General features: G+C 71.0%; 19 protein-coding genes. 12 read left to right on the top strand and 7 right to left on the bottom strand.

The features are described 5' to 3' along the window. Positions 1 to 91 precede the first annotated feature (91 nt). Together ACFYO2_RS12150 and ACFYO2_RS12145 are read right to left on the bottom strand one after the other, a co-directional pair. The gene (locus ACFYO2_RS12150; protein WP_388347472.1) at positions 92 to 865 is read right to left on the bottom strand and encodes an SDR family NAD(P)-dependent oxidoreductase; all 774 of its coding nucleotides are present in this window, start codon (positions 863 to 865) and stop codon (positions 92 to 94) included. Positions 866 to 962: 97 nt separating this feature from the next. Continuing rightward, positions 963 to 1,649, bottom strand: coding sequence for an MOSC domain-containing protein (locus ACFYO2_RS12145; RefSeq protein ID WP_388347470.1), 687 nt, complete (start codon positions 1,647 to 1,649; stop codon positions 963 to 965). An 80-nt stretch (positions 1,650 to 1,729) separates the two neighbouring features. On the opposite strand from ACFYO2_RS12145, the gene ACFYO2_RS12140 reads away from it, so the two are divergent. Then, positions 1,730 to 2,626 carry a LysR family transcriptional regulator gene (locus tag ACFYO2_RS12140; RefSeq protein ID WP_388347468.1) on the top strand — a complete coding sequence of 299 codons (897 nt, stop codon included), beginning with the start codon at positions 1,730 to 1,732 and terminating at the stop codon, positions 2,624 to 2,626. 92 nt (positions 2,627 to 2,718) lie between these two features. Here the strand turns inward: ACFYO2_RS12140 and ACFYO2_RS12135 are convergent, their stop codons facing one another. Further along, positions 2,719 to 3,042, bottom strand: coding sequence for a WhiB family transcriptional regulator (locus ACFYO2_RS12135; protein ID WP_388347467.1), 324 nt, complete (start codon positions 3,040 to 3,042; stop codon positions 2,719 to 2,721). Positions 3,043 to 3,424: 382 nt separating this feature from the next. Here ACFYO2_RS12135 and ACFYO2_RS12130 point away from each other — a divergent pair, with 382 nt between their 5' ends. The 4 genes from ACFYO2_RS12130 to ACFYO2_RS12115 all read left to right on the top strand — a co-directional run bounded on the left by ACFYO2_RS12130 (position 3,425) and on the right by ACFYO2_RS12115 (position 7,964). Continuing rightward, the gene (locus ACFYO2_RS12130; protein ID WP_003948568.1) at positions 3,425 to 4,036 is read left to right on the top strand and encodes a response regulator transcription factor; all 612 of its coding nucleotides are present in this window, start codon (positions 3,425 to 3,427) and stop codon (positions 4,034 to 4,036) included. A gap of 455 nt (positions 4,037 to 4,491) precedes the next feature. Then, a complete protein-coding gene (locus ACFYO2_RS12125) occupies positions 4,492 to 5,079 on the top strand; it encodes a sigma-70 family RNA polymerase sigma factor (protein WP_053754091.1) in 588 nt (195 codons plus the stop codon). Positions 5,080 to 5,218: 139 nt separating this feature from the next. After that, the gene (guaB, locus tag ACFYO2_RS12120; RefSeq protein ID WP_388347465.1) at positions 5,219 to 6,724 is read left to right on the top strand and encodes an IMP dehydrogenase; all 1,506 of its coding nucleotides are present in this window, start codon (positions 5,219 to 5,221) and stop codon (positions 6,722 to 6,724) included. A gap of 115 nt (positions 6,725 to 6,839) precedes the next feature. Next, on the top strand, positions 6,840 to 7,964 hold the full coding sequence (locus ACFYO2_RS12115; protein WP_388347463.1) for a GuaB3 family IMP dehydrogenase-related protein: 1,125 nt from the start codon (positions 6,840 to 6,842) through the stop codon (positions 7,962 to 7,964). A gap of 555 nt (positions 7,965 to 8,519) precedes the next feature. On the opposite strand, the gene ACFYO2_RS12110 is transcribed toward ACFYO2_RS12115, so the two are convergent. After that, positions 8,520 to 9,728: a nucleotide sugar dehydrogenase gene (locus ACFYO2_RS12110; protein ID WP_388347461.1), complete on the bottom strand. Its 1,209-nt coding sequence runs from the start codon at positions 9,726 to 9,728 to the stop codon at positions 8,520 to 8,522. 295 nt (positions 9,729 to 10,023) lie between these two features. Between ACFYO2_RS12110 and ACFYO2_RS12105 the strand changes: the two genes are divergently transcribed. After that, the gene (locus tag ACFYO2_RS12105; protein WP_388347459.1) at positions 10,024 to 11,730 is read left to right on the top strand and encodes a glycerol-3-phosphate dehydrogenase/oxidase; all 1,707 of its coding nucleotides are present in this window, start codon (positions 10,024 to 10,026) and stop codon (positions 11,728 to 11,730) included. 77 nt (positions 11,731 to 11,807) lie between these two features. Here the strand turns inward: ACFYO2_RS12105 and ACFYO2_RS12100 are convergent, their stop codons facing one another. Next, on the bottom strand, positions 11,808 to 12,851 hold the full coding sequence (locus tag ACFYO2_RS12100) for a serine hydrolase domain-containing protein (protein WP_388347457.1): 1,044 nt from the start codon (positions 12,849 to 12,851) through the stop codon (positions 11,808 to 11,810). 170 nt (positions 12,852 to 13,021) lie between these two features. On the opposite strand from ACFYO2_RS12100, the gene ACFYO2_RS12095 reads away from it, so the two are divergent. The 3 genes from ACFYO2_RS12095 to ACFYO2_RS12085 all read left to right on the top strand — a co-directional run bounded on the left by ACFYO2_RS12095 (position 13,022) and on the right by ACFYO2_RS12085 (position 20,420). Continuing rightward, a complete protein-coding gene (locus ACFYO2_RS12095; RefSeq protein ID WP_388347608.1) occupies positions 13,022 to 15,256 on the top strand; it encodes a serine/threonine-protein kinase in 2,235 nt (744 codons plus the stop codon). Positions 15,257 to 15,444: 188 nt separating this feature from the next. Then, complete coding sequence (locus ACFYO2_RS12090; protein WP_388347455.1) at positions 15,445 to 18,618, top strand: protein kinase; 3,174 nt, start codon at positions 15,445 to 15,447, stop codon at positions 18,616 to 18,618. Between the two features lie 191 nt (positions 18,619 to 18,809). After that, positions 18,810 to 20,420 (top strand): serine/threonine-protein kinase, encoded by a 1,611-nt coding sequence (locus tag ACFYO2_RS12085; RefSeq protein ID WP_388347453.1) that lies wholly within the window; start codon positions 18,810 to 18,812, stop codon positions 20,418 to 20,420. Between the two features lie 16 nt (positions 20,421 to 20,436). Here ACFYO2_RS12085 and ACFYO2_RS12080 read toward each other — a convergent pair whose 3' ends face one another. Together ACFYO2_RS12080 and ACFYO2_RS12075 are read right to left on the bottom strand one after the other, a co-directional pair. Then, complete coding sequence (locus tag ACFYO2_RS12080; RefSeq protein WP_388347451.1) at positions 20,437 to 20,679, bottom strand: hypothetical protein; 243 nt, start codon at positions 20,677 to 20,679, stop codon at positions 20,437 to 20,439. A 183-nt stretch (positions 20,680 to 20,862) separates the two neighbouring features. Further along, entirely contained in the window at positions 20,863 to 21,279 is a 417-nt protein-coding gene (locus ACFYO2_RS12075) for a hypothetical protein (protein ID WP_388347450.1), read from the bottom strand. 292 nt (positions 21,280 to 21,571) lie between these two features. On the opposite strand from ACFYO2_RS12075, the gene ACFYO2_RS12070 reads away from it, so the two are divergent. The 3 genes from ACFYO2_RS12070 (at position 21,572) to ACFYO2_RS12060 (ending at position 26,384) form a co-directional block, all read left to right on the top strand. Next, a complete protein-coding gene (locus tag ACFYO2_RS12070; RefSeq protein WP_388347448.1) occupies positions 21,572 to 22,750 on the top strand; it encodes a serine/threonine-protein kinase in 1,179 nt (392 codons plus the stop codon). Positions 22,751 to 22,842: 92 nt separating this feature from the next. Beyond that, entirely contained in the window at positions 22,843 to 24,486 is a 1,644-nt protein-coding gene (locus ACFYO2_RS12065; protein ID WP_388347446.1) for a serine/threonine-protein kinase, read from the top strand. Positions 24,487 to 24,614: 128 nt separating this feature from the next. Further along, on the top strand, positions 24,615 to 26,384 hold the full coding sequence (locus ACFYO2_RS12060; protein WP_388347445.1) for a serine/threonine-protein kinase: 1,770 nt from the start codon (positions 24,615 to 24,617) through the stop codon (positions 26,382 to 26,384). The last annotated feature ends 57 nt before the right edge of the window (positions 26,385 to 26,441 follow it).

Here is a 26,441-nt window from a genome sequence, read left to right as displayed (position 1 = left end):
GCACCATTCTCCCACCGGGACGCCTCGGCGCCTCCCGGCCGTTCGGCATCATGACGCCTCGTACGCTCGTGCGCTCGGCGCCCTCCCGGCGCTACTGCGGCCCGTACTTCCGCCCCGTCCTGGAGCTGAGCCCTCCGAGCAACCCCCGAGGCACCACCTTCACCATTCCCATCAACGCCTTGTACCGCGGATCCGGAATCGACACCGTCTTCCCCCGCGCCAGATCCCCCAGCGCCGCCGCCACCAGCTTGTCCGCGTCCAGCCACATCCAGCCGGGGATGTTGTCCGTCCCCATCCCGGCCCGCTGGTGGAACTCGGTGCGCACGAAGCCGGGACACAGCGCCATCAACCGAACCCCGCTGCCCGCGAGATCCCGCGCCGCCCCCTGCGTGAACTGCACGACCCACGCCTTGGACGCGCCGTACGTCCCGCGCGGCACGAAGGCGGCCACCGACGCTACGTTGACGACGCCGCCGCGGCCACGTTCGCGCATCGCCTCGGTCGCCGCCGACGTCAGTCGCAGCACCGCCTCGCAGTGCACCTTGAGCATCATCAGCTCGTCGGCCATGGATACGTCGAGATAGCGGCCCTTGTTGCCGAAGCCCGCGTTGTTGATCAGCAGGTCGACGGGGTTCTTGCGGTCGGCCAGCCGGGCGGCGACCGCCTCGATTCCGTCGTCGGTGGCGAGGTCGGCGGTGAGGACCTTCGCCTCGATGCCGTGCCGGTCGTGCAGTTCGGTCGCCTGTTCCCGCAGCCGCTTGGTGTCGCGGGCGACCAGGACGAGGTTGTGCCCGTCCGCCGCCAGCCGTCGTGCGAAGGCGGCGCCGATGCCCGCGGTGGAACCCGTGATGAGAGCCGTTGTCATGGCGCAAGGTTAATGACCCGGACTGCGCGCGTCCGCTCTCCGCACAGGGCCTCCGGGTGCGTGAAGGCCTGACGGACGGCAGTCCGGTGAGCGTTCGTCAGGCTCCGCGCTCGGCGTGCTCGGCGTGCTTCTCAACGTAAGTGCGTGCCCACTCCCGCACCTCCGAGTGCAGCGCCTCGCCCGCCGCCAGCAGCCGCGGCTGCAGGTGCCGCTCGGTGGTGATCGCCCGGAACACCAGGGCCACGGTCACGTCGTGGCCGGGCCGGTGGACGACCTCGACGGGGTCCCCGGCACGGATCTCGCCCGGCTCGATCACCCGCAGGTACGCACCCGACGCCCCTTTCTGCGTGAAGCGCTTCACCCACCGCTTCTCACCCATATGGCCCTGGAAGGTCAGGCAGGGGATCCGCCCGCTGCTGACTTCCAGGACCACCTCGGACCCGATGCGCCAGCGCTCGCCGATCAGCGCGCCCGAGACGTCGATGCCCTGCGTCGTGAGGTTCTCCCCGAAGGCGCCGTTCGCCAGCGTGCGCCCCAGCTCGCGTTCCCAGTCGTCCAGGTCCTCGCGGGCCACCGCGTACACGGCCTGGTCGTCGCCGCCGTGATGCCGTGTGTCGCACACCGTGTCCCCGGCGAGCCCGCTCGCCCCGACCCCCTTGGGCCCGGGCGCGGTCACCTTCACCGGCTCACTGGTCGGCTTTTTGTCGATGCCGGTCAGTCCTTCGGGCTGGTCCGTGTACGGCACGGCCTTCGCGCGGCCGAGATTCACCGAGAGAAGCTTCATGAGCGCACGGTAGGTGACCGCGCCCCAAAGTGTCGACGGAGTTTTCTGCCAGAGCCCCAAGCTCCGCTTATGCTCGTTGTGTGATCGAGGCCCGTCATCTCCGCGTCCTGCGTGCCGTCGCCGTCACCGGCTCCTTCTCGGCGGCGGGGCGCGAACTGGGCTGCACCCAGCCCGCCGTGAGCCAGCAGATGAAGGCCCTGGAGGCTTCCGTCGGGACCCCGCTGCTGATCCGCAGCGGGCGCGAGATGCGGCTGACCCAGGCCGGCGAGGCGCTGGTGCGGCACGCCGCGGGGATCCTCGCCGGGCTCACCGCGGCCGAGGAGGAAGTCGCCGCCATCGCGGGCCTGCGCGCGGGCCGCGTCCGGCTCGTCTCCTTCCCCAGCGGCAGCTCCACCCTCGTACCGACGGCCCTCGCGGCCCTGCGCGCCGAACACCCGGGCACCCGCGTCTCCCTGGAGGAGGCCGAACCACCACAGTCCGTCGGCCTGTTGCGCGAGGGCGACTGCGACGTGGCACTCGCCTTCCGGTACGAGGGGGCGGCGGGCGCCGAGGAGTGGGACGACCTCGTCGTACGGCCGCTGCTGACCGACCGGCTCGTCGCCCTCGTACCGGAACGGCACCGGCTCGCGAGCGCGGAGGCCGTCGCCATCGGCGAACTCGCCCGGGAACCCTGGATCGCGGGCTGCCCGCGCTGCCGAGGCCAGCTCGTCGAGGTGTGCGAGAGCGCCGGCTTCACCCCGCGCATCGACTTCGCGACGGATGACTATCCGGCCGTGGTGGGCCTGGTGGGCGCCGGTCTCGGCGTCGCCGTCCTGCCCCAGCTCGCGGTCGAGTCCGTACGGCCACGGGGTGCGCGCACGGTGACGCTGGAACCGGCGGTCCGGCGGGAGATCGTCGCGCTGACGCTGCCCGACCTGTCCCAGGTGCCGGCGGTGGCGGCGACGCTGGAGCAGTTGGCGCGCGCAGCGAAGCGTTGACGCCTGCTCCTGGGGATACCTCGGCGCAAAAACTAGGGGCACGCGTGCGCGTGCCCATGTAGCAGAAACGTTCCTTCAGTTGGTCGGTTGCTTCAGCTGCTCGAAGGGTCGCCCCCGGCCGACGTCGACACCAGCCGGTGGCGCGCCCGCCCCATGAGCTCCTCGCGCTCGTCCTCGGTCAGCCCGCCCCAGACGCCGTACGGCTCTCTCACCGCCAGCGCGTGTGCCGCGCACTGCGCGCGCACCGGGCACCTCATGCAGACCTCCTTGGCCGAGTTCTCGCGAGCACTCCGGGCCGCGCCCCGCTCGCCCTCCGGGTGGAAGAAGAGCGAGCTGTCCACCCCGCGACAGGCGGCCAGAAGCTGCCAGTCCCACAGGTCCGCGTTCGGTCCGGGAAGGCGGGAGAAATCTGCCATTGCGTGACCCCTTGTCGCCGTTCTGGGCGGATACGGTGTCCACGACCGTACATCTACGATCTAAGGAGATGAAAATATGACTCATTGCGAATCTAGCCTCAGACACTGAGAAATGGGAAGAAAAGGGTCTGAATGGGGCATGGGGTTGTGATGAAACGTTGTGGGTCCACCGCGCATGTCTGCACCGTGTCCGAGCCCTCACGTAGAGTGCCGAAGATGGCACACGGCCCCGTAACTCTTTCGAGTGACCGTCGTTGAGAGTGCGGAGGCGGTTGGAACAACAAGTGCTCGGGCAGGCGTCCGAGACGGTCGACCGCACAGGTGACGATTTCGTACCAGCCTGGAGGCTCAAGGTGACGTGCATCAGCTGCGGAGGGCGGCCATGACATCCGTCCTCGTCTGCGACGACTCCCCGCTTGCCCGAGAGGCGCTCCGCCGCGCGGTCGCGACCGTGCCCGGCGTCGAGCGCGTGACGACGGCGGCCAACGGCGAGGAAGTCCTCCGCCGCTGGGGTGCCGACCGCTCGGACCTGATTCTGATGGACGTACGCATGCCCGGTCTGGGCGGCGTCGAGACCGTCCGGCGGCTGCTGTCCGCGGACCCCGGTGCGCGCATCATCATGCTCACCGTCGCCGAGGATCTCGACGGCGTGGCGCTCGCGGTCGCCGCCGGTGCCCGCGGCTACCTGCACAAGGACGCCTCGCGCGCCGAGTTGCGTGCCACCGTCACGCAGGCTCTCGCCGATCCGACCTGGCGGCTGGCCCCGCGCCGGCTGCGCTCCGCCGAGATGGGCGCCGCGCCGACGCTCACCGCGCGCGAGATCCAGGTCCTCGAAGGCATGAGCCATGGCCGCTCGAACGCCGAGATCGGCCGCGAACTGTTCCTCTCGGAGGACACCGTCAAGACCCACGCCCGACGGCTTTTCAAGAAGCTCGGCGCCTCGGACCGCGCGCACGCCGTGGCGCTCGGTTTCCGCTGGGGCCTGGTGCGCTAGGTCCCACGCGTGGGTTGTAGCGGGGGTGACGAAATCCCCGCCTGCCTCATGGTGGGCGGGGCCGAACGACCCCGAGGAAGTTCAGGCACGCCCCGACATTGCCCGGCACGAACTCTCGCAGCACCGGCCGAAGGCCCTGGTAGCGCTGCTGCGAGGACCTTCGGCCGGCACGCCGAGAACACGCGTCGGCCGCGACACGAGCCGCCGGCGCGGCGGGCGCGGGAACGTACCTGGACCTCCCCGGAGCCGCTCGGCGGCGGGGCCCGTCGGGTGCCCGCTGCTCGTTTCGCCGCGGATGCCGCATCCTTGAGGGTGTGGAGTTCCTCGGGGACGAGTCGATCGAGCGGGAGGGGAGGGCGCAAGGGATGAGTTCCGGCGCACCTGCTCATAACGCTTCGGTGCACAACGACCAGGGCGATGCCACGCATCGGAAGCCGCCAAGGCACCATGGACCGATGCGCGACGACGAGGCGGGCACTGCCCCAGGGGCGATCGGCGGGCTCGTGCATCGCGCCGTCGACGGGGACGAGCAGGCCACACACGACCTGCTTGCCCATGTCCACCCCCTGGCGCTGCGCTACTGCCGCACCCGTCTGTCCCGTCTCCCGGGGGACGCACGGCACTTCGTCGAGGACCTCGCCCAGGAGGTCTGCGTGGCGGTCCTCCTCGCTCTGCCGCGCTACCGGGACACCGGCCGCCCCTTCGAGGCGTTCGTCTTCGCCATCGCCGCGCACAAGGTCGCCGACCTGCAGCGGGCGGCGATGCGTCACCCCGGCTCGACGGCCGTCCCCTCGGACGAGATGCCCGAGCGGCCGGACGACTCCCTCGGCCCGGAGGAGCGGGCGCTGCTCAGCAGCGACGCCGAATGGGCCAAGAAACTCCTGGCCAACCTGCCCGAGAACCAGCGGGAGCTGTTGCTGCTGCGGATCGCGGTGGGCCTCACGGCCGAGGAGACCGGCCAGATGTTGGGAATGTCACCCGGAGCGGTCCGGGTCGCCCAGCACCGGGCACTCAGCAGGCTGCGGGCGCTGGCCGAGCAGTAGTCACCGTGGTGAACGGGCGGGGCGTCGGTTCCGTATGAACGTACGAAGCCCGCAGCCACCGTGAACCGCGGAATCCGGGACCCCAGCTTCCCGTTAGCATGGACATCCGCACCGATCAAGGCCATTTGGGGAAGGTGTCATGACTGCAAACGTCGACGGAGTGCCCGGTAAATTCGCGACACTCGGGCTGACCTACGACGACGTGCTGCTGCTGCCGGGCGCATCCGAAGTGCTCCCGAGCGCGGTCGACACCTCGTCCCGCATCTCCCGCAACATCCGAGTGAACATCCCGCTGCTCTCGGCGGCGATGGACAAGGTGACCGAGTCCCGCATGGCGATCGCGATGGCCCGCCAGGGCGGGGTCGGTGTGCTGCACCGCAACCTCTCCATCGAGGACCAGGTCAACCAGGTCGACCTCGTGAAGCGCTCCGAGTCCGGCATGGTCACCGACCCGATCACGGTGAACCCGGACGCGACGCTCGGCGACGCCGACGCGCTGTGCGCCAAGTTCCGCATCAGCGGCGTCCCCGTCACCGACGGCAGCGGCAAGTTGCTGGGCATCGTCACCAACCGCGACATGGCCTTCGAGACCGACCGCGCCCGTCGGGTGCGCGAGGTCATGACGCCGATGCCGCTGGTCACCGGCAAGGTCGGCATCTCCGGCGCGGACGCCATGGAGCTGCTGCGCCGTCACAAGATCGAGAAGCTTCCGCTGGTCGACGACGCGGGCATCCTCAAGGGCCTCATCACCGTCAAGGACTTCGTCAAGGCCGAGAAGTACCCGCACGCGGCCAAGGACGCCGAGGGCCGGCTGCTCGTCGGTGCCGCCGTCGGCGCCAGCCCCGAAGCGCTGGAGCGGGCCCAGGCGCTGGCCGAGGCGGGCGTGGACTTCCTGGTCGTCGACACCTCGCACGGGCACAACAGCAACGCCCTGAACTGGATGGCGAAGATCAAGTCGAGCGTGTCCGTCGACGTGATCGGTGGCAACATCGCCACGCGTGACGGCGCTCAGGCCCTGGTCGACGCGGGCGTCGACGGCATCAAGGTGGGCGTGGGCCCCGGCTCGATCTGTACCACCCGGGTCGTCGCCGGCATCGGCGTTCCGCAGGTCACCGCCATCTACGAGGCAGCCCTCGCGGCCCGTGCCGCGGGAGTCCCGGTGATCGGCGACGGCGGTCTGCAGTACTCCGGCGACATCGGCAAGGCGCTGGCGGCCGGTGCCGACTCGGTGATGCTGGGCAGCCTCCTCGCGGGGTGTGAGGAGTCGCCGGGCGAGCTGCTGTTCATCAACGGCAAGCAGTTCAAGTCGTACCGCGGCATGGGCTCGCTGGGCGCCATGCAGTCCCGGGGCCAGGGCAAGTCGTACTCGAAGGACCGCTACTTCCAGGCGGAGGTGGCCTCCGACGACAAGCTCGTTCCCGAGGGCATCGAGGGCCAGGTGCCCTACCGCGGCCCGCTGGGCAACGTGCTGCACCAGCTCGTCGGCGGTCTGCGCCAGACCATGGGCTACGTCGGCGCGGCCACCATCGAGGAGATGGAGTCCAAGGGCCGGTTCGTACGGATCACCTCGGCGGGCCTCAAGGAGAGCCACCCGCACGACATCCAAATGACCGTCGAGGCGCCGAACTACAGCCGCGGCGAGTGACCCGCACGCGCGCGTGAGGCAGGCCGAGGGCGGCTCCGGAGCATCCGGGGCCGCTCTTGCCGTACCCGTCGGCGATACTGGTAGACGCTGAAACGCATCAGGAAAGGCCACACACGTGACTGAGATCGAGATCGGGCGCGGCAAGCGCGGCCGCCGGGCGTATGCCTTCGACGACATCGCTGTCGTCCCCAGCCGTCGTACGCGGGACCCGAAGGAGGTCTCGATCGCCTGGCAGATCGACGCCTACCGATTCGAGCTGCCCTTCCTGGCCGCCCCCATGGACTCGGTCGTCTCACCGGCCACCGCGATCCGCATCGGTGAGCTGGGCGGCCTCGGCGTGCTGAACCTCGAGGGCCTGTGGACGCGGCACGAGGACCCGCAGCCGCTGCTGGACGAGATCGCCGAGCTGGACGTGGACAACGCGACCCGCCGCCTCCAGGAGATCTACGCCGCTCCCATCAAGGAGGAGCTGATCGGGCAGCGCCTCAAGGAGGTGCGCGACTCGGGCGTGGTCACCGCCGCCGCGCTCTCCCCGCAGCGCACCGCCCAGTTCTCCAAGGCGGTCGTGGACGCGGGCGTGGACATCTTCGTCATCCGCGGTACGACGGTCTCGGCGGAGCACGTCTCCGGCTCGCACGAGCCGCTGAACCTGAAGCAGTTCATCTACGAGCTCGACGTCCCGGTGATCGTCGGCGGCTGCGCCACGTACACCGCGGCCCTGCATCTGATGCGGACCGGCGCGGCCGGCGTCCTGGTCGGCTTCGGCGGCGGCGCGGCGCACACCACGCGCAACGTGCTCGGTATCCAGGTCCCGATGGCGACGGCGGTCGCCGACGTGGCGGCTGCCCGCCGCGACTACATGGACGAGTCCGGCGGCCGGTACGTGCACGTGATCGCCGACGGCGGTGTCGGCTGGTCCGGCGACCTGCCCAAGGCGATCGCCTGCGGCGCCGACGCGGTGATGATGGGCTCCCCGCTGGCCCGTGCCACGGACGCGCCGGGCAAGGGCCACCACTGGGGCATGGAGGCGGTGAACGAGGAGCTGCCGCGCGGCAAGAAGGTCGACCTCGGCACGGTCGGCACCATCGAGGAGGTCCTCACCGGCCCGTCCCACACGCCGGACGGCTCGATGAACTTCTTCGGGGCGCTGCGGCGGGCGATGGCGACCACCGGGTACAGCGAGCTGAAGGAGTTCCAGCGCGTCGAGGTTACGGTGGCGGACTCGGTGCATCGGCGGTAGTTCGCGTAGTCCCCGGAGGACGTCCAGGGGCCGGTCTTCTCACTTGGGTGAGGTGACCGGCCCCTTTCGCATGCCGGGGGCCTGCGGGGCGCGTGACGCGGGGTGGGGGCGCACGGTTGCCTTCGGGGCGGATTCGGGCTGGTCAGGGGGTCGTAGGCGGTAGCGTCCGGTTCGGCGCCCCAGATTTCTGGAGCGCCCCCTTCCAAGGACATGGTTCCGGACCCCGGCCCTCGGGGCCCGGCCCGAGTTCCAACGGACCGCCTACCGGGTCAATGGGCGGCGTCGTGGAAGGGGGTGCCCATGGGACACCACCGCAAGCCCACTCGCTGGGATCGGATCCGTCTTCGGATGGTGAAGTGCCGGAGGAGGTGGATCTTGCGGCTTTTCGGATGGTGAGCGGCCACCCCTAAAGAAACTAGGGGTGGACACTCCGTTCACCGTTCAGGAGCCTGCCGCAGTGACCGCTGCGGTCGGCTCCACCTGCTTCGTACGTTACCGGCGGGCCCTGCCGCTCGCCACCAGCCCCGGTGGCCCGGCCGCCCCGCGCGCCCCGTTTCACAACCGATGCGCCGCCCCCGTAGGCGTGGCCCCCCGCGTGTCCAGCAGCAGCTGGGCCTTCACGGACAGGCCCTGGAGGTCGTACGTGCGGTGCTGCTGGAGGAGGATCGTCAGGTCGGCGTCGGCGGCGGCCTCGTAGAGGGAGTCCGCGCGGGGGACGGGGCGGTCCAGGACGTTCCAGGACGGGATGTGCGGGTCGTGGTAGCTGACGGAGGCGCCGAGCTCCATCAGGCGGGTCGCGATCTCCTGGGCTGGGGTGGCCTGCTGGTCGGCGAGGTCGGCCTTGTAGGTGACGCCGAGGAGGAGGACGCGGGCACCGCGCGCCGACTTGCCGTGCTCGTTGAGGAGGGCGGCGGCGCGCTGGATGACGTAACGCGGCATCTGGTGGTTGACCTGCTGGGCGAGTTCCACCATGCGCAGGGTGCGGCCGGCGTGGCCGGTCAGGTCCTGGGGGACGGCGTGGCCGCCGACGCCGGGGCCGGGGCGGAAGGCCTGGAAGCCGAACGGCTTGGTCTCCGCGCAGCGGATGACGTCCCAGAGGTCGACGCCCAAGTCGTGGCACAGGACGGCCATTTCGTTGACGAGGGCGATGTTGACGTGCCGGTAGTTGGTCTCCAGGAGCTGCACGGTCTCCGCTTCGCGTGGTCCACGCGCGCGTACCACCTTGTCGGTGAGACGGCCGTAGAAGGCGGCGGCGGACTCGGTGCAGGCGGGCGTGAGGCCGCCCATCACCTTGGGGGTGTTGGCGGGGGTGAAGTCGCGGTTGCCGGGGTCGACGCGGCTGGGGGAGTAGGCGAGGTGGAAGTCGCGGCCCGCGCGCAGTCCGGAGGCCTCCTCGAGGATCGGGCGCAGGAAGTCCTCCGTGGTGCCCGGCTGGACGGGCGACTCCAGGATGACCGTGGTGTGCGGGCGCAGGTGTGCGGCCAGGGTGCGGGCGGCCGCCTCCACCTGGCTGAGGTCGAGTCCGCCGTCCGCTCCCCGTGGGGTGGGGGAGCAGATGACGGCGGTGCGTACCCGGCCGAGTTCGGCCGGGGACGTGGTCGGCCGGAAGCCCCCCGAGAGCATCCGGCGCAGTTCTGCGGGGCTGAGGGAGCCGGCCTCGGGGCCGGTGCGGTAGCCGAGCGTGGAGATGCCGGCGGCGACGGCGGCCTGGGCCAGGGGCAGTCCGTAGGGGCCGAGTCCGATGACGGCGAGATCTGCGGGCATGGCGTGGGCCGTCCTTCCCAATAACCGAAGCGGGACAGGTGCGCAAGCCCTGTGGACAGGACGGGCGAGCGCAATGTCAGACTAGGAGTAAATATGATCGATATGCGGGATTGATTACGTGTGTCTTTGCGTGGGTCCGTGAGCGTTGTTCCGCGCGTCCGTGAAAGTTGTCCACAGGCTGGGGGCCACTGGTGGCTGAACTCGGGCAAGCCGGTCAGAATTTGGGCATGGGGGATACGAACCGGGCCACTCCTCAGGGGTGATACCGGCACGCGACCGACAGCGGGAGGCAGCGGTGAGGACAGCGACACTGGGCCCGGCGCAACGCGCCGAGTCACTCGCATCAATGGCCGAGCGCGAGTTGGACGTGCTGGTGGTGGGCGCGGGAGTGGTCGGCGCGGGCACCGCGCTCGACGCCGTGACCCGGGGCCTGTCCGTCGGCCTGGTCGAGGCGCGTGACTGGGCGTCGGGCACGTCGAGCAGGTCCAGCAAGCTGATCCACGGCGGCCTGCGCTATCTGGAGATGCTCGACTTCGCCCTCGTACGGGAGGCGCTGAAGGAGCGCGGCCTGCTGCTGGAGCGGCTGGCGCCGCATCTGGTGAAGCCGGTGGCCTTCCTGTACCCGCTTCAGCACAGGGGCTGGGAGCGGCTGTACGCCGGGTCGGGCGTCGCTCTCTACGACGGCATGTCGATGGCCCGCGGACACGGCCGTGGCCTGCCCGTGCACCGGCATCTGAGCCGCCGCCAAGCCCTGCGGGTCGCGCCCGCCCTGAAGAAGGACGCGCTGGTCGGAGCGCTGCAGTACTACGACGCCCAGATGGACGACGCCCGCTTCGTGGCGACCCTGGTGCGTACGGCGGCGGCGTACGGCGCCAAAGTCGCCAACCGCGCGCGCGTGACCGGATTCCTGCGCGAGGGCGAGCGCGTGGTCGGCGCCCGCGTGCAGGACGTCGAGGCGGGCGGGGAGTACGAGGTCCGCGCCAAGCAGGTCGTGAACGCGACCGGTGTGTGGACCGACGACACCCAGGCCATGGTGGGAGAGCGCGGGCAGTTCCACGTCCGGGCGTCCAAGGGCATCCACCTGGTCGTGCCCAAGGACCGGATCACCTCCTCGAGCGGCCTGATCCTGCGCACCGAGAAGTCCGTCCTGTTCGTCATCCCGTGGGGCCGCCACTGGATCATCGGCACGACGGACACCGGCTGGGACCTCGACAAGGCACACCCGGCCGCGTCCAGCGCCGACATCGACTACCTCCTCGAGCACGTGAACTCAGTGCTTTCTGTGCCGCTGACCAGGGATGACGTCCAAGGCGTGTATGCGGGCCTCAGGCCCCTGCTGGCCGGCGAGTCGGACGCCACCAGCAAGCTGTCGCGCGAGCACACCGTGGCGCATCCGGCGCCCGGGCTCGTCGTGGTGGCCGGCGGCAAGTACACGACATACCGGGTGATGGCCAAGGACGCGGTGGACGAGGCGGTGCACGGGCTTGACTTGCGGGTCGCCGAGTGTGTGACGGAGGACGTCCCGCTCCTCGGCGCCGAGGGATACCGGGCGCTGTGGAACGCGCGAGCGCGGATCGCCGCGCGGACGGGTCTTCATGTGGTACGCGTGGAACACCTGCTGAATCGGTACGGGACGATGGCGGAAGAGGTGCTCGACCTCATCGCCTCCGACAGCTCGCTCGGCGAGCCCCTGCACGCGGCCGACGACTATCTGCGCGCCGAGATCGTGTACGCCGCCTCGCACGAGGGTGCGCGGCACCTGGACGACGTGCTGACCCGGCGCACCCGCATCTCCATCGAGACCTTCGACCGCGGCACCCGCAGCTCCCGCGAGACCGCCGAGCTGATGGCGCCGGTGCTCGGCTGGGACCAGGACCACATCGAGCGCGAGGTCGAGCACTACGAGAAGCGGGTGGAGGCGGAGCGGGAGTCGCAGCGGCAGCCGGACGACCTGACGGCGGATGCGGCGCGCTTGGGTGCGCCGGACATCGTGCCGCTGTAGGGCTTCCCGGATCGGTGACTGAACGTCACCCGAACGAGTGTCGCGAAGAGGGATCTTCGTTCCGGAACCCGGCCGTTCTACGAGGTGCGGGGGCAGAACTCGGCGGCGAGCAACCGGGGTTCGAGATCGGGGTCTGCGATCGCCGTCGTGTTCACGCGGAAAGTGAGGACGCGAAGGCCGTCGGCAGTGGCTGCGGTGCGCACGTAGCTGCCGCTGATACGGCCGTTGTGTCCCCACACTGTGGTGCCGCACGGCAGCTTCACCGGGAACAGGGCCATGCCGTACAAGCCGTGTGCGGTCCGGGTGTCGCGCATCTCGCCCAGCTGGCGCGGGGGCAGCAGTTCCCCTCCGAGCAGGGCCGCGTAGAAGCGGTCCAGGTCGGCGAGCGTGGTCACCAGCTCGCCCGCGGCGCCGGCCACCCGCGGGTCGAGTTCGGTGACGTCGGTCCCGTCGGTGGCGTAGGCGCGCCCGTGCGGGGAGGGGAGAGTCGTGCGGGAACCGGGGAAGGAGGTGCCCGTCAGACGCAGCGGAGCGATGATGCGCCGCTCGGCCTCGGCGGCGTAGGAGCGGCCGGTGACCTGCTTGATGACCAGGCCGAGCAGCACGTAATTGGTGTTCGAGTAGGAGTAGCGGCCGGGGTCGGCCGGAGGGTGGGTGAGAGCGATGCGTATGGCCTGAAGAGGGGAGAGGGGGACCTTGCCTCTTGTGTCCACGGTGAAGTCGTTCAGGCCGCTGGTGTGGGTGAGCAGGGCGCGCAGGGTCAGCGCGCGGCCGTCGTTGCCGGCTCCCCGCACCAGGCCGGGCAGGTGCCGCTCCACGGTGTCGGACAGTTTCAGCCGGTGTTCGGCGGCCAGTTGCAGGACGACCGTGGCGATGAAGGTCTTCGTGATGCTGCCGGCGCGGAAGTGATCGGGGCGGGTGATGCCCTGACCGCTCCGGACATAACGGGTGCCGGTCTCCTCGCGGGCCAGCAGGGCCGCGGCGGGGGCGCCACCCCGTGTGACCAGCAGCGGAAGGACCCTGTCCGTGGGCGGGACGGTGGATGCCGAGGAGGCGGCGGGGGCCAGGGCGAGGACCGCCAGGTACACGGGCACGGCCGACAGCATTCGAAGCGGTGGCATCGCGCGGGTCCTCCCTTGTCGGGGCCCATCATGCAGGGTGGCGGAACGGGAGCTTCACCGGGACCCGGTGTGGAGGTCCGGCGGTGCCATCAGGGGCACCCTGGGCGCTGGGCACTTGTCGGGTGAGGGACAATGGAAGCTCTGTCAGGGCGGGTTGCATGAGGGGACGCATGTCGGAGGCGGAGCGGGCGGGGACATCCCGTCAGGAGACTCGTCAGGACAACCACGAGCGTCTCCTCGCAGGGCGGTACCGGCTGGGAGGGGTGCTCGGCCGCGGCGGCATGGGCACGGTGTGGCGCGCCGAGGACGAGACCCTGGGGCGGACGGTCGCCGTCAAGGAACTGCGGTTCCCGTCCAACATCGACGAGGACGAGAAGCGACGGCTGATCACGCGCACGCTGCGCGAGGCCAAGGCGATCGCGCGGATCCGCAACAACAGCGCGGTGACGGTCTTCGACGTGGTCGACGAGGACGACCGGCCGTGGATCGTGATGGAACTCGTCGAGGGCAAGTCGCTCGCCGAGGTCATCCGGGAGGACGGCCTGCTGGAGCCCAGGCGGGCGGCGGAGGTCGGCCTGGCGATCCTCGACGTGCTGCGGTCCGCGCACCGCGAGGGCATCCTGCACCGTGACGTGAAGCCGTCGAACGTGCTGATCTCCGATGACGGCCGGGTCGTGCTCACCGACTTCGGCATCGCCCAGGTCGAGGGCGACCCGTCCATCACCTCGACCGGCATGCTCGTCGGCGCACCCTCCTACATCTCCCCGGAGCGGGCCCGCGGGCACAAGCCGGGACCGGCGGCCGACCTGTGGTCGCTGGGTGGGCTGCTGTACGCGTCGGTCGAGGGCGCGCCGCCGTACGACAAGGGGTCGGCGATCGCGACCCTGACCGCGGTGATGACCGAGCCGCTGGAGGAGCCGAAGAACGCCGGGCCGCTGAAGGACGTCATCTACGGCCTGCTCAACAAGGATCCCGTCGAGCGGCTCGACGACGAGGGCGCGCGGGTGATGCTCAACGCCGTGATCCACGCGCCCGAGCCGAAGGCGGCCGAGCCGGAGCCGGCGCCGGACGCGACGAAGGTCGTGCCGCTGCCTCCGCAGCCCGACGAGCGAGCGAACCGGGGCAAGCGGGGCGAGGAGGCGGGCGAGCGGTTCCGCGGGGCCCTGCGTTCCGTGCGGAAGGCCGCCGGGGCGGCGGGTGCCGTGGCTTCTGCCGCGGCCGCGTCCCGGACCAAGTCCGGGGAAGGTACGGCCACTTCGGGCTCGGGTGACAGCGGTGCCGCTGTCTCCGGATCGGGTGGTGGTGCGTCGGGTACGTCGGGAGCCGGGACGGGTGGCCGTACCGCCACCGGCGCCGGTGGCGGTACGGCGGGTACCGGGGCCGAGGCCGGAAATGGGACTGGTGGCGGTACGGGCGTGTCGGGTGCCGGTGCGGCCGGCTCCTCGGGGCAGGCCGCGTCGAGTGCGGTGGCGGGCTCTGGCTCGGCGTCGGGCTCGGCTTCCGGTGGGGTGCCCGGTCCTCGGGACCGGAGCGCGCAGGGGGCCGGTGCGGCTGCGGGCGGCGCGGGTGCCAACGCGTCGACGGGTGGGCGTAGTTCTGGGTGGCCCGTGATGACGCCGCCGGATCTGCCGCCGCGGCCCGTGCCGCGGGCACCGCTCACCGATGTGGTGCCGCGGCGGACGCTGGTGATCATCGCGGTGGTCGTGGCGCTCGCCGTGATCGGTACCGTGCTGGCCCTCACCTTCGGTGACGACGGGGGCTCTGACGGGGCCAAGGGCAGTGGCAGCAAGGCGTCGGCCAGTGCGAGCGCGAGTGCCGGCACAAAGGAGGACGAGAGCGGCGGTACGCGTACGGGCGGCACGGCGACCGAGTCCGCGGCGGCGGCGGGGGCCGGGAGCACGTCGAGCGGCGACGCGAGCACGTCCGGGGGCAGCGGCTCGAACGACGGCTCGTCCGGTTCCGGTGACGGCAAGGCGGCGGAGACGACGTATCAGGGGGGCCAGGGGTACTCGATCGGGCTGCCCGCGGGGTGGAAGTTCCAGACGGCGGGGTCGGCGGGTGACCGTTTCACCGGGCCCGACGGGCAGAAGCTGCTCGTGGCCTGGACGTCCACGCCGAAGGGCGACCCCGTGGCGGACTGGGAGAGCCAGGAGCGCTACATGACCCGCTCCCAGTACAAGAGGATCCGCATAGCGGAGGTGGAGTACCGCGGCTGGAACACGGCCGACTGGGAGTTCACCTACTCGGAGGGCGGCACGACGTACCGGACGATCGACCGGGGGTTCGTCGTCAACGGCCAACTCGGCTACGCGCTGATGTACACGGCGAAGGACGCCCAGTGGGACACCGGGCTGCGCAAGAGCACCTGGCAGACGCTGGCGAACACGTTCCAGCCGAAGTCGTGAGGCGGCGTGAGGGTGATCGACACCTTGTTCGGTTTCTGGTTTGAGGCGTGAGATCTCGGAATCCCCTCTTTGCGAGTTGCCTCCGGCACGTATCGTGAGTGCTTGCGGACCGTACGCATCCAGCTATGCATGCAGAACGGGCCGCTAGGCGAACGGAATTGACCAACCGGGCGGCCGGGGGAGGCAACGTGGACGACTATGCGGGACGGGTACTCGCCGACCGCTACCGCCTGCCGTTGCCGCCCGCCGACGAGTACGAACTCACCGAGTCCCGCGCCTTCGACACCTACAGCGGGCAGGAAGTCCTCGTCAGGCAGGTGCCGTTGCCCGAGGTCGTCGAGGCGGAGGTGCTCGACGCGGAGGGATTGCCGGACGGGTTCACGGCGCGGGATCCGTACGCGGCCCGGGAGCGGGGGGCGCGGCGCGCTGCGGTGGGTGCGGCGGCGCGGCGGCCGGCCGATCCGGCCGTACGGCGGGCCGTCGAGGCCGCGCAGGCGGCGGCCCGGATCCCCGACCACCCTCGGCTCGACCAGGTCTTCGACGTGTTCGCCGACGGCGGTTCCCTATGGATAGTCAGCGAGTTGGTGCCCGCGCGGCCGCTGGCGGCGCTGCTCGCGGAGAAGCCGCTCACGCCGTACCGGGCGGCCGAGGTCGCCTCCGACGTCCTCATGGCACTGCGGGTGCTGCACGCACACGGCTGGGTGCACCGGAACATCACCGCCCGTACCGTGCTCGTCTGCGACGACGGCCGCGTGATGCTGACCGGCCTCGCGGTCGGAGCGGCGGAGGAAGCGCTGTGCGGGTACGACCCGGTGCCGGCCGAGGCGGGGGAGTGGGGCGCCGGGGACGGGGACTTCGGTGACGGGGGGGTCGGCGGCGGGGCGGAGGCCGGGGGGCCTGGTGCCCGCGGCGGACGCGAGGCGGCGGGTGGGCCGGGGGGTGCGGGGGGATTTGGGCGCGCGGGGCATGCCGGGGCTGCTGGGGGAATCGGCCGTGTAGGCGGGGCTGGTGGGGGCGGTGGTGCCGATGGTGCCCGTGGAGTTGGCGGCGCAGGTGTGGCCGGCCGATCTGATCGCGGTCGGGGAATCAGCGGTGGTGGGGCCATCGGACCGGTCGGGCGCGGGGGTGTCCATGGGGCCGCCGGCACAGCTGGTGCCGCTGGTAGTGGTGGCCTTGGTGGCGTAGATCCCGAGGCTGCGCGGCGGGCCGCCATCGAGGCGCGGGAGGCCGAAGGGCTGCCGGCTCCCGGAGCGGAGTCGGGGAGCGCGAGCAGCGCGGGGGCTTCCTCCGCGGTCGCCCGCAGGGATGTCGACGGCGGTTTGGACATCAGGGCGGCGCGGGCCGGGGCGATCGCCGCGTATCGCGCCGGGGCTCGGGCCGCTGCCCGGGTGCAGGAGGCTCAGCAGAGCGGACGGACGGCCGTGCCCGGCGCCCGCCCCGCGCCCGAGGGCGACCCGGCCGCCGCACACGCCGACGGGTCGGCGGAGTGGCCGTACCCCGCGGCGGACGGTGGACAGCAAGCGCCTTACCCTGCCGCGAATGCTGGGCAGCAGGCGCCGTACCCCGCCGCCAATGGTGCAGGGCAGCTTCCGTACAGCGCCGCGAGCGGGGGGCAGCAGCAGGCGCCGTACCCGGCGGCGAACGGGGGGCAGCAGCAGCCGTACCCTTCGGCGAATGGTGCGCAGCAGCCGCCGTATCCCGCCCCGAACGGTGCGCAGCGCCCGCCCCACGCCGCCGCCAATGGGTCGGCGCAGGGGGCGTATCCCGGTGCGAGCGGCGTGCAGGAGTCGGGCGGGGGTGTGTCGCCGGGGCAGATCGCGGACCCCTATGGGGTGCGGGCCTCGTCCTGGCATGGGGCCGTGCCTCGTGGTGGGGTCGGTGGGGTCAGTGCGACGCCCGGTGGCGGTGCGTCGCCCGCGGGGGGCGTTTCGGCCGCAGGGCCCGGCGCGACCGCGGCCGGTGTGCCGGCCCCGTCGGCCTACGGTGTTCCGGCACCCGTTTCTCAGGGCTCTCCCGCTGCCGCGCTGTCCTCCGGTGGCTCAGCCCCGTCGCCCAGCCGTTGGGACGAGTTGGCCGCGGGGACTCCCGTGCGGCGGGGACCGACCACGGCGTTGGCCGCTGAGCGGGCTCGGCAGGCGCGGATGGCCGTGGTGGGGCCGGTGACGGAGCGGTGGGCGCCGGAGCAGGCCGGACCCGTGCACGAGAACTGGCAGTTGGCGGCGCCGATCGGGCCGCAGACCGACCTGTGGGCGCTCGGGGCATTGCTGTTCAGGGCCGTACAGGGACATGCGCCGTATCCGGAGGAGTCGACGGCCGAGCTCGTGCAGTTGGTGTGTGCGGAGCCGCCCGCGTTCGCCGAGGAGTGCGGGCCGCTGCGGCCCGTCGTCGAGTCACTGCTGCGCCAGGACCCGACCGAACGACTGGACTTCGAGGAACTGCGTGGCTGGCTGCGCTCGTTGGTGCGTTCGGCGCCCGAGCCGGAGGCCGGCGCGCACGTGGTCGCCGCGCCGCCCGCCGACACCAGCCGGCTGCCCGTCGTACGCCGTCGGGGCGAGCTGGTGCGCAGGCGGCGGGCCGGGCTGCCCGCGACGAGTGCGCACGGGCGGCACAAGCGGGCGCGGGAGGAGGCCCGTTCGCCGAGGAGCCTCGGGCGGACCCTGCTTCTGCTGATACTGCTGGTGCTGGCCGGGGCGATCGCGTACGCCATGTTCTTCATGCCGAAGGCAGATCCGAGCGACCAGGGCGCCGGGGACCGGACCGGGGCCGCCGGTGAAGTGAGCAACGCGCCGGAGCAGTCCCCGGAGGCGAGCAGCGAGCCGCGGCCCGACCAGACCTCGCCCGAGCCGGCCCAGGGCAGTACATCGGCGTCCGCCGGTTCCACCCAGACGCAGACCGCCGGGCCCGAGGTCGCCGACGGCTTCACCCTGCGCAAGGACACGGCGGGCTTCCAGGTCGCCGTCGCCAACGGCTGGGAGCGCACCGGGGAGAACGGGCGCGGGCAGGTCGTGTACACCCGCGGGAACTTCGAGCTGATCCTCGTACCGGGGCGGGACAGCGCGGCCGAGGACGGCAGCGATCCCATGGTGTACCAGCGGGAGAAGGAGCCCGAGCTGCAGCCCTACCGCGACTCCAGCTGGGCCACCGCGACCGGGCTGAAGACGATTCAGGTCGGCGGACGGACCATGGCCGAGGGGCAGTTCACCTGGACCGGCGACGACGGGCGCGAGCTGTTCGTGCGCAACCTCGCGCTGCTGGCCGACGGGAAGTACCACGTGGTGCAGGTGCGCGGCCCGGAGGCGGAGCGGGACGAGGTGACCCGGCTCTACGAGGAGGCGGCGGAGACGTATCAGGTCACCGGCTGACCGGTTCCGTGCACGGTCCGGCCCAGCACATGAAGCCGACGGGACGCCTCAGTTTGCCCGTTGGTTCATTTTCGCCTCCCGAAGCGACAACCGTCACAGTGCGGTCACCGTGACGCCCCCTTGGTTCCTTTCGGCGCCGACCGGTCCTTAGTCTGACCCTGTCAAGAGCATTGCGGGGCAACGTGAATCAGATGCAGGGCCAGCTCCTCGCGGGGCGCTACCGGCTCGCCGACCCGATAGGCAAGGGCGGCATGGGCCGGGTTTGGCGTGCCCACGACGAGGTGTTGCACCGGGCCGTCGCGATCAAGGAGTTGACCGCCGCGCTCTACGTGTCCGAGAGCGACCGGACCGTCCTCCTCGCCCGCACCCGGGCGGAGGCGCGCGCGGCCGCTCGGATCAACCACTCCGCCGTCGTCACCGTGCACGACGTGCTCGACCACGACGGCCGGCCGTGGATCGTGATGGAGCTGGTCGAGGGCCACTCGCTGGCCGACGCCGTCATGGAGCAGGGGCGGGTCGAGCCGCGGGAGGCCGCCCGTATCGGACTGTGGGTGCTGCGGGCGCTGCGCGCCGCGCACTCCGCCGGGGTCCTGCACCGCGATGTGAAGCCCGGCAACGTCCTCCTGGGCCGCGACGGCCGCGTCCTGCTCACCGACTTCGGCATCGCACAGGTGGAGGGCGACACCGCCATCACCCGTACGGGAGAGATCGTCGGCTCGGTCGACTACCTCGCCCCCGAGCGGATCCGCGGCCACGACCCGGGAGCGTCGTCCGACCTGTGGGCGCTCGGCGCCACGCTGTACACGGCGGTCGAGGGCAGGTCGCCATTCCGCCGCACCACGCCCCTGACCACCATGCAGGCGGTCGTCGACGAGGAGCCCACCGAGCCGCGGAACGCCGGCCCGCTCGGGCCGGTCATCGCCGCCCTGCTGCGCAAGGAACCTGCCCTGCGGCCCGACTTGGCCGAGGCCGAGCAGTTGCTCGCCGAGGCGGCTGAGGGGCGGCGGCCGAACGGGGCGCAGGCGTTCGTGCCGACGCGGCACGGGTCGTACGGGCAGCAGGGGCGTTACGAGCAGCCGCAGACCGGTGTCACCAGGCCGCACCCGGCCGCCGTCACCCAGGTGGGCCCGCCCGCGGCGCCCCCGAAGAAGCGGCGCCGTCTGCGCGCCGTCGCCCTCGTCGTCGCCGCGATCATCGGCGCGGGAGCCGCGGTCGCGTCGGGCGAGTGGAACTCCGGCAACGGCACCTCCGCCACGGAGAGTTCCGACCCCAGCCCCAGCGTCAGCCCCTCGCCGACGGAGGAGCCGCAGGGGGCGGTTCCCGCGGGCTGGAAGCAGTACGACGATCCCGCGGGCTTTAGCCTCTACCTCCCCGAGGGCTGGGAGCGGTCGGTTTCCATCAAGAGGAAAGACGGCTTGCAGCAAATCGACTATTCGCCCGACAGGGGTGAGCACCTAGTGCGTATCGCCGTCGATACCTCGCCGGACTACGACGACCCGCACGTGCACCAAGTCGAATTGGAACAGCAGTTGGTACGGCAGCTGGTGGACTACGAGCGCTTGAGTATGCAGCGCCAGATTTACCGCGACCGTCAAGGCTCCCGACTGGAGTACAAGTGGACGGCGCAGGTGAAGGGTTCACGCCCCCCTGGGGCGTACCGAGCCGTCGACCTGATGTACATCGCCCGGAGCGGAGTCGAGTACGCGATCTACATGGCCTCTCCTGTGGAAGACTGGGCCACCACGCGCAAGCAGTTTCAGACTGTGCTGCAGGGCTGGCGAGAGGGCGAAGTCAAGCGGTGAGAGTATCAAGCGGCGCTTAGCATTTCGTCCAGCTCTTCTGTCGGTGTGCGATAACCGAGGGTTTTGAAAGGTCTGTTCCCTTGAGCCGATATTGCCGGGTGAGTTCGCAGGACAGGACCATCGCGGTGCGCTCGGCGGTCCGGTCGTAGTTCGGCTGCAGCGGCATGCTGACGATCGGGTCGCCCTCCCGGTGGCCGGGCACCGCACGGTCGGCCGCCTCGGCGGTGCCGGCCCGCGAACTGCCGCGGCGACCCTGCAAGCCCTGCGGCCACCGCGTCGTGGAGTCGCCGGTCCGCCTCCAGCCTCGGCACCCGAGGCCGTCGGCGCAGCACGGGTGCTCTCCACCGCTTGAATTCGCTCGGTTCTATGATATGCCTTCGACGAAACTCCGTAGAGCTCCGCCGAACAGGCGGTAAAGGTGGCTCAGATGTTGTGCGGGGGCTCAGGCCCAATCCGAGCAAGTGCGCCCGCTGACTATCTTATCCCCTTCCCAGACCGCCACGTGCACACCGACATAGCGGAGCCAATTTCCTGTGGTCGACGCGTGAGTGGTGAAGGAGAGAGTCGATCCGTTTCCGTCGTATTCGTGGCGCCAGGTCCATGGCATAACGGTACCGCTACCGTCCATGGAGATGAGTTGAATGGCCACATGGTGACCATCGGCAGCGGTGTCCTTGACCCAGCCGCTTATGTCCACATAATTGTCTGACCAGTTGGTGAACGTGAGACTTCCCGTGGCGCCGGTCGTGGAGCACGAGGCGCCGCCACTCGCCGCGCTGGCGTTGGTCACTGTGGTCGCAGCGAATATTGCCACCGCCGCGACACTCGTGACGGAAAGGCGCTTCCATGTGTTTCCCATAAAGAAACGATAATGCTTCCATGATTCCCGTTATGGCATGATTCCAGCCACCCGTTTTGCCTGGCATGGGGCATATGACCCAGCCATTTGCCATGCTTTGCATCGTTTAGAAATCGGTCATGGCTGAAAATGATCTGAGGTGCCGTTCCATCGCGGTGGCCTCGTCGATCCGATCCAGCATGGTCCGCGCCAAGGCCTGAGTTCCCTGTGCCATCGGCTGTCTTGGGGCGGCGGCATACTTGGCCGGTCGCCGACCCGGAAGGGGTCCGTCCGGTGCGGCATCATGAGGCGCATGGGGACCGAGGGGGACAACGTCCGTGTGATCGCGGGCCGTTACCGGCTCGAGGAGCGGCTCGGGCGGGGTGGCATGGGGGTCGTCTGGCGGGCGACCGACCGGTTGCTCGGCCGGCAGGTGGCGGTCAAGGAACTCTCCCTGGACGACACGCTCTGCGCGGACGAGGCCCGTCGGCAGCGCGAACGCACCCTGCGCGAGGCGCGCGCGGTCGCACAGTTGGGCAACCCGCACATCATCGTCGTCCACGACGTGGTCGAGGACGGCGAACGTCCCTACATCGTCATGGAGTTGATCGACGGCGGCTCGCTCGCCGACCGGATCGCGGAGCGCGGCCCGGTCGATGTCGCCGAGGCCGCCCGGATCGGCATCGCGCTGCTGGACGCGCTGCGCGCGGCGCACGCGGCCGGGGTTCTGCACCGTGACATCAAGCCGGCGAACGTCCTGCTGGAGGAAGGCCCCGGCCGCGTCGTCCTCACCGACTTCGGTGTCGCCCAGGTCGCCGGTGCCAGCACGCTGACCGAGGCCGGGGCCTTCGTGGGCTCGCCCGAGTACACCGCGCCCGAGCGGATCTCCGGCGCGGGGACCGGGCCCGCGTCCGACCTGTGGTCGCTGGGGGCGCTGCTGTGCACCGCCCTGAGCGGCGAATCGCCGTTCCGCCGCGACTCGTTGGGCGGCATCCTGCACGCCGTCGTCTCCGCGGAGATACGGCCGCCCGCGCAGGCGGCGCCGATCCTGCCCGTCGTACGGGGCCTGCTGGAGCGCGATCCCCGGCGGCGGCTCGACGCGAGGGAGGCGGAGCGGATGCTGCGGGACTTCCTGGACACGGGCCGTACGCCGGGAGGGTTCGGCGCGGGGGAGCGCCGGGGGTACTCGATGCGGAGCGTGCTGGTCAGCGCGATGCTGGTCACCGCGATGGCGGGGGCGGGCGTGTCGGCGGCGGCGCTGCTCATGGACCGGGACGGGAAGGGGGGTGTGGTGCCGACGAGTTCGGCGCCGGAGACCGCCGCTTCCGGTACGCGGGACACGCCGCGTACGCCGGGGGCGTCGGCGTCCTTGAGTACGTCCCCCTCGCCCAGCCCCATCGCCTCCACCTCCGTGTCCACCCCCGTCTCCACCTCCGGCACCTCCGTCTCCACCTCCGGCACCTCCGTCTCCACCTCCGGCAACCACGGATAAAAGGGAGATAAGGAGCAACCTGAGTCACGGGTCTGTGACCGGAAAGCGTCAGAACTGGAAGCGGAAGCACTTGGCGCGATATGGATGGACCCATGAGCAGCAACGGGGGAGCCCCGCACGGATCTGGCGAGCCAACGAGTTTCGGTCTGCAACCGCCGAACCCGCACGCGGCGGTACCGCACCCCGACAACCCCTACGCGGCACCCACTCAGGTCGTGCCCCAGCAGGCCCCGCCTGCCCCGGATCCGGGCGTCGGTCGGTTGATCGCCGGTCGCTACCGACTGCTCGCCAAGCTCGGGAACGGTGGCATGGGCACGGTATGGCGGGCCAAGGACGAGACGGTGGACCGCGAGGTGGCCGTCAAGGAGCCCCGGATACCGGACCACCTTCCCGACCGTGAACGTGCCAACGCCTTCGAGCGGATGCGCAGGGAGGCCCGCGCGGCGGCCCGGCTCGACCACCCTGCCGTGGTGAACGTGCACGACGTGGCGATCGTGAACGATCAGCCGTGGATCGTGATGGAGCTGGTGCAGGGCCGTTCTCTGGGTGACGCGTTGCAGGAGGGCACCCTCGGGGCCCGGGAAGCGGCGAGAATCGGCCTCGAGGTGCTGGGCGCGCTGGAGGCCGCGCACGCCGCCGGCATCCTGCACCGTGACGTCAAGCCGGACAACGTCCTGCTCGGTCGGCACGACCGGGTCGTCCTCACTGACTTCGGCATTGCCCAGATCGAGGGCGAGACCAATCTCACCGACACCGGCGGCTTCGTCGGCTCGCCCGAATACATCGCCCCGGAGCGGGTGTTGGGGCAGCGCCCCGGACCGGCCAGCGACCTGTGGTCCCTCGGCGTCGTCCTGTACGCGGCGACGGAGGGTGTCTCCCCGTTCCGCCGCAGCAACACCCCGGCGACCCTCCAGTCCGTCCTCAACGCGACACCCGCGCCGCCCGCCTCGGCGCAGGGCCAGCTCGCCGAGGCCATCAACGGCCTGCTCCAGAAGGACCCGGCCCGCCGCCCGAACGCCGCCCAGGTCCGCGAGCTGCTGGAGCGCACCGCGAACCCGCCGGCTCCGGCCCCGACCCAGGTCGTCCGGCTCACCGGCGCTCCCGCGGCAGCGGGCGGCATCCGGCTCGGTCTCAAGACCCTGCTCGGCCTCGGTGCCGCGGTCGTCGCGGCGGCGGTGGCGGCGTACCTGGTACTCGCGGATCCGTTCGCGGGGCCGCTGCCGGACGACTGGAAGACGGTGCCGGTGAAGGACGTGGCCGCGACGCTGGCGGTGCCCGACGACTACAAGGAGTCCGTGCCCGACCGGAAGACCGACAAGGGTCACTGGGTGACGTACACCGATGCGAGCGGCGCCATCTGGATCAGCCTGACCCTGGACAGGAAGGCCGAGGACACGACCAGCGACATCGCGGGCTCCGCGGCCGCCGAGATGTACGACGACGACGGAGAGTTCAAGCAGAGCGGCAGCTACGACCTCGACATCCCCGCAGGGTCGAAGACGACGCCCGAAAACGCGACCTACCAGGGCAAGAAGGCCGCCCAGAACACGGTCGTCTACACCACCGAGGACACCCAGAACCCGCGCCCCCGCGAGCTGCGGATCTTCTACTACAAGACCTCCGACGGCGACATGTACAAGCTCTCCATCGGCTACCCGGGCAGGGGCGACTTCACGGAGCGCGGCCACGAGGTGGCCGAGACGGCGATCGCCAACCTGGATGTCGACGACCTGTGAGCCTGCGCCGTGCCGCAGCCGGAGGGCGGCTGAAGGCCGCGACCCGGAGCCGCACCTCCGGATGCGGTGTGGTTGCGGGAAACTGAGCCGCGTCGACAAGCGGCCACCCAGCAAGGTACTCATGGGGCATGAGTAACGACCGTGGCTCCGGAGGCGACAAGGGGCGGATAGTCGGGGGGCGTTACCGGCTGGTCGAGCGGATCGGATCCGGTGGCATGGGCACCGTGTGGCGGGCCGTCGACGAGCTGGTCGGACGGGAGGTCGCCGTCAAGCAGCCGCGGTTGCCCGGGGATCCTGAGGACGAGAGCCATCAGAGGGCGGCCCACCGGCTCTACCGCGAGGCTCGTGCCGCCGCCCGCGTCGACCATCCCTCCGCCGTCACCATCCATGACGTCGTCGCGGAGGAAGAGGACGGACTCCCATGGATCGTCATGGAGTTGGTCCGTGGCGAGTCCCTCCACGAGGTGCTTCAGCGCGGGGCCATCGAACCCGCCGAGTCCGCCCGCATCGGCCTCGCCGTCCTCGGCGCCCTGCGCGCCGCGCACTCCGTCGGCATCGTGCACCGGGACGTCAAGCCGGCCAACGTCCTGCTGGGCCGACACCGCCGCGTCGTCCTCACCGACTTCGGCATCGCCCACGTACAGGGCGAGGAGTCACTCACCGTCAGCGGCGAGTTCGTCGGTTCGCTGGAGTTCATCGCGCCCGAGCGGATGTCAGGCCGGGGCCCCGCCGGCCCCGCCTCCGACCTGTGGTCGCTCGGTGTGCTGTTGTACGCCGCCGTGGAGGGCTGGTCCCCTTTCCGCCGTACGACCCTGGAGTCCACCCTCGCCGCGATCCTCGCCGCCGACGCCCCCGAGCCGAAGCAGGCCGGTCCGCTCGGGCCACTCATCGTGCGGCTGCTGGAGAAGGAGCCCGAGCGGCGTCCGGGGGCGGCGGAGGTCGCCGCGGTACTGGAGGCGGTGGCGGAGGGATGGCCGGTGCCGGGCTCCTCCGGGGAGGAGGCCGAGGCGGAGAAGCAGGACGCGTCGGGGCTCAGGGAGTTGGCGGAGGACGTCGGGACGGTGGGGCTGGGGATGGCCGTACGGCCGCCCGGTCCGACGCCCGGTCCGACGCCCGAGCCACCCGCACCCGCAACACCCGCATCCTCTCTCGCAACTCCGGCATCCACTCTCGCAACTCCCGCACCGGCACAGGAAACCACCGCTGTCCCGACGCCGGCCTCGAAGCCCGAGCGCCGCTTCCTCCGCCGACCCGCTTCCGCCGCCCTGCTCGCCGCCCTCCTCGTTGGCGGCATATGGCTGGGCACGTCCACCTACCTCACGGAGACCGAGAGCGGCTCCGCCACGGAACTGACCCCCAACCACGGCCCAAGCCCAACCTCCACCGCCACACCAACACGCGCCCCCACCCCCACCCCCACCGCCTCCTGGACAACCCACCGCGAGTCGGCCATGAACGCCACCCTCGCCCTCCCCGCCGCCTACAAGGAGACCGCCCGCGAAGGCAGCGCGGACGACCCGCCCCGCCTCGTCGTCTACGACCTCGACGACACCATCCAGCTCCGCCTCACCCAGTGGGACAAGGCCCCCGGCTCCCCGATGGCACAGGCGCAAGCGGCACAGGACACCTGGGGCAGCCGCGACGGGGACGCGAGCACGCAGAAGACCCGCACCAGCTTCCACGGCTACGAGGCGGCTCTCGCGGACACCACGTACGACTTGGACGGGCACCCCGCCCGGATCATGCAGCTGATGATCCGCACCCCCGACGGCCGCATGTACGAGCTGCGTGTGGACATGCCCAAGGGAACGCCGGACGAGAAGAAGGGCACGGCCGTGTTCAAGTCGGCCCGTGGCCGCCTCGAAATCGGAAACGACGCAAGCGACGGAAACAACTGAACTCCCGGCGGCCGCCACCGGCCAACGCCCTGATCAGCGCATTTCCTGCCAGCGACC

This window comes from Streptomyces sp. NPDC006602 (genome assembly GCF_042870385.1).
Taxonomy (GTDB): Bacteria; Actinomycetota; Actinomycetes; order Streptomycetales; family Streptomycetaceae; genus Streptomyces.
The sequence above is the reverse complement of the archived record's forward strand: the minus strand, read 5'-3'. Positions and strand labels throughout refer to the sequence as shown.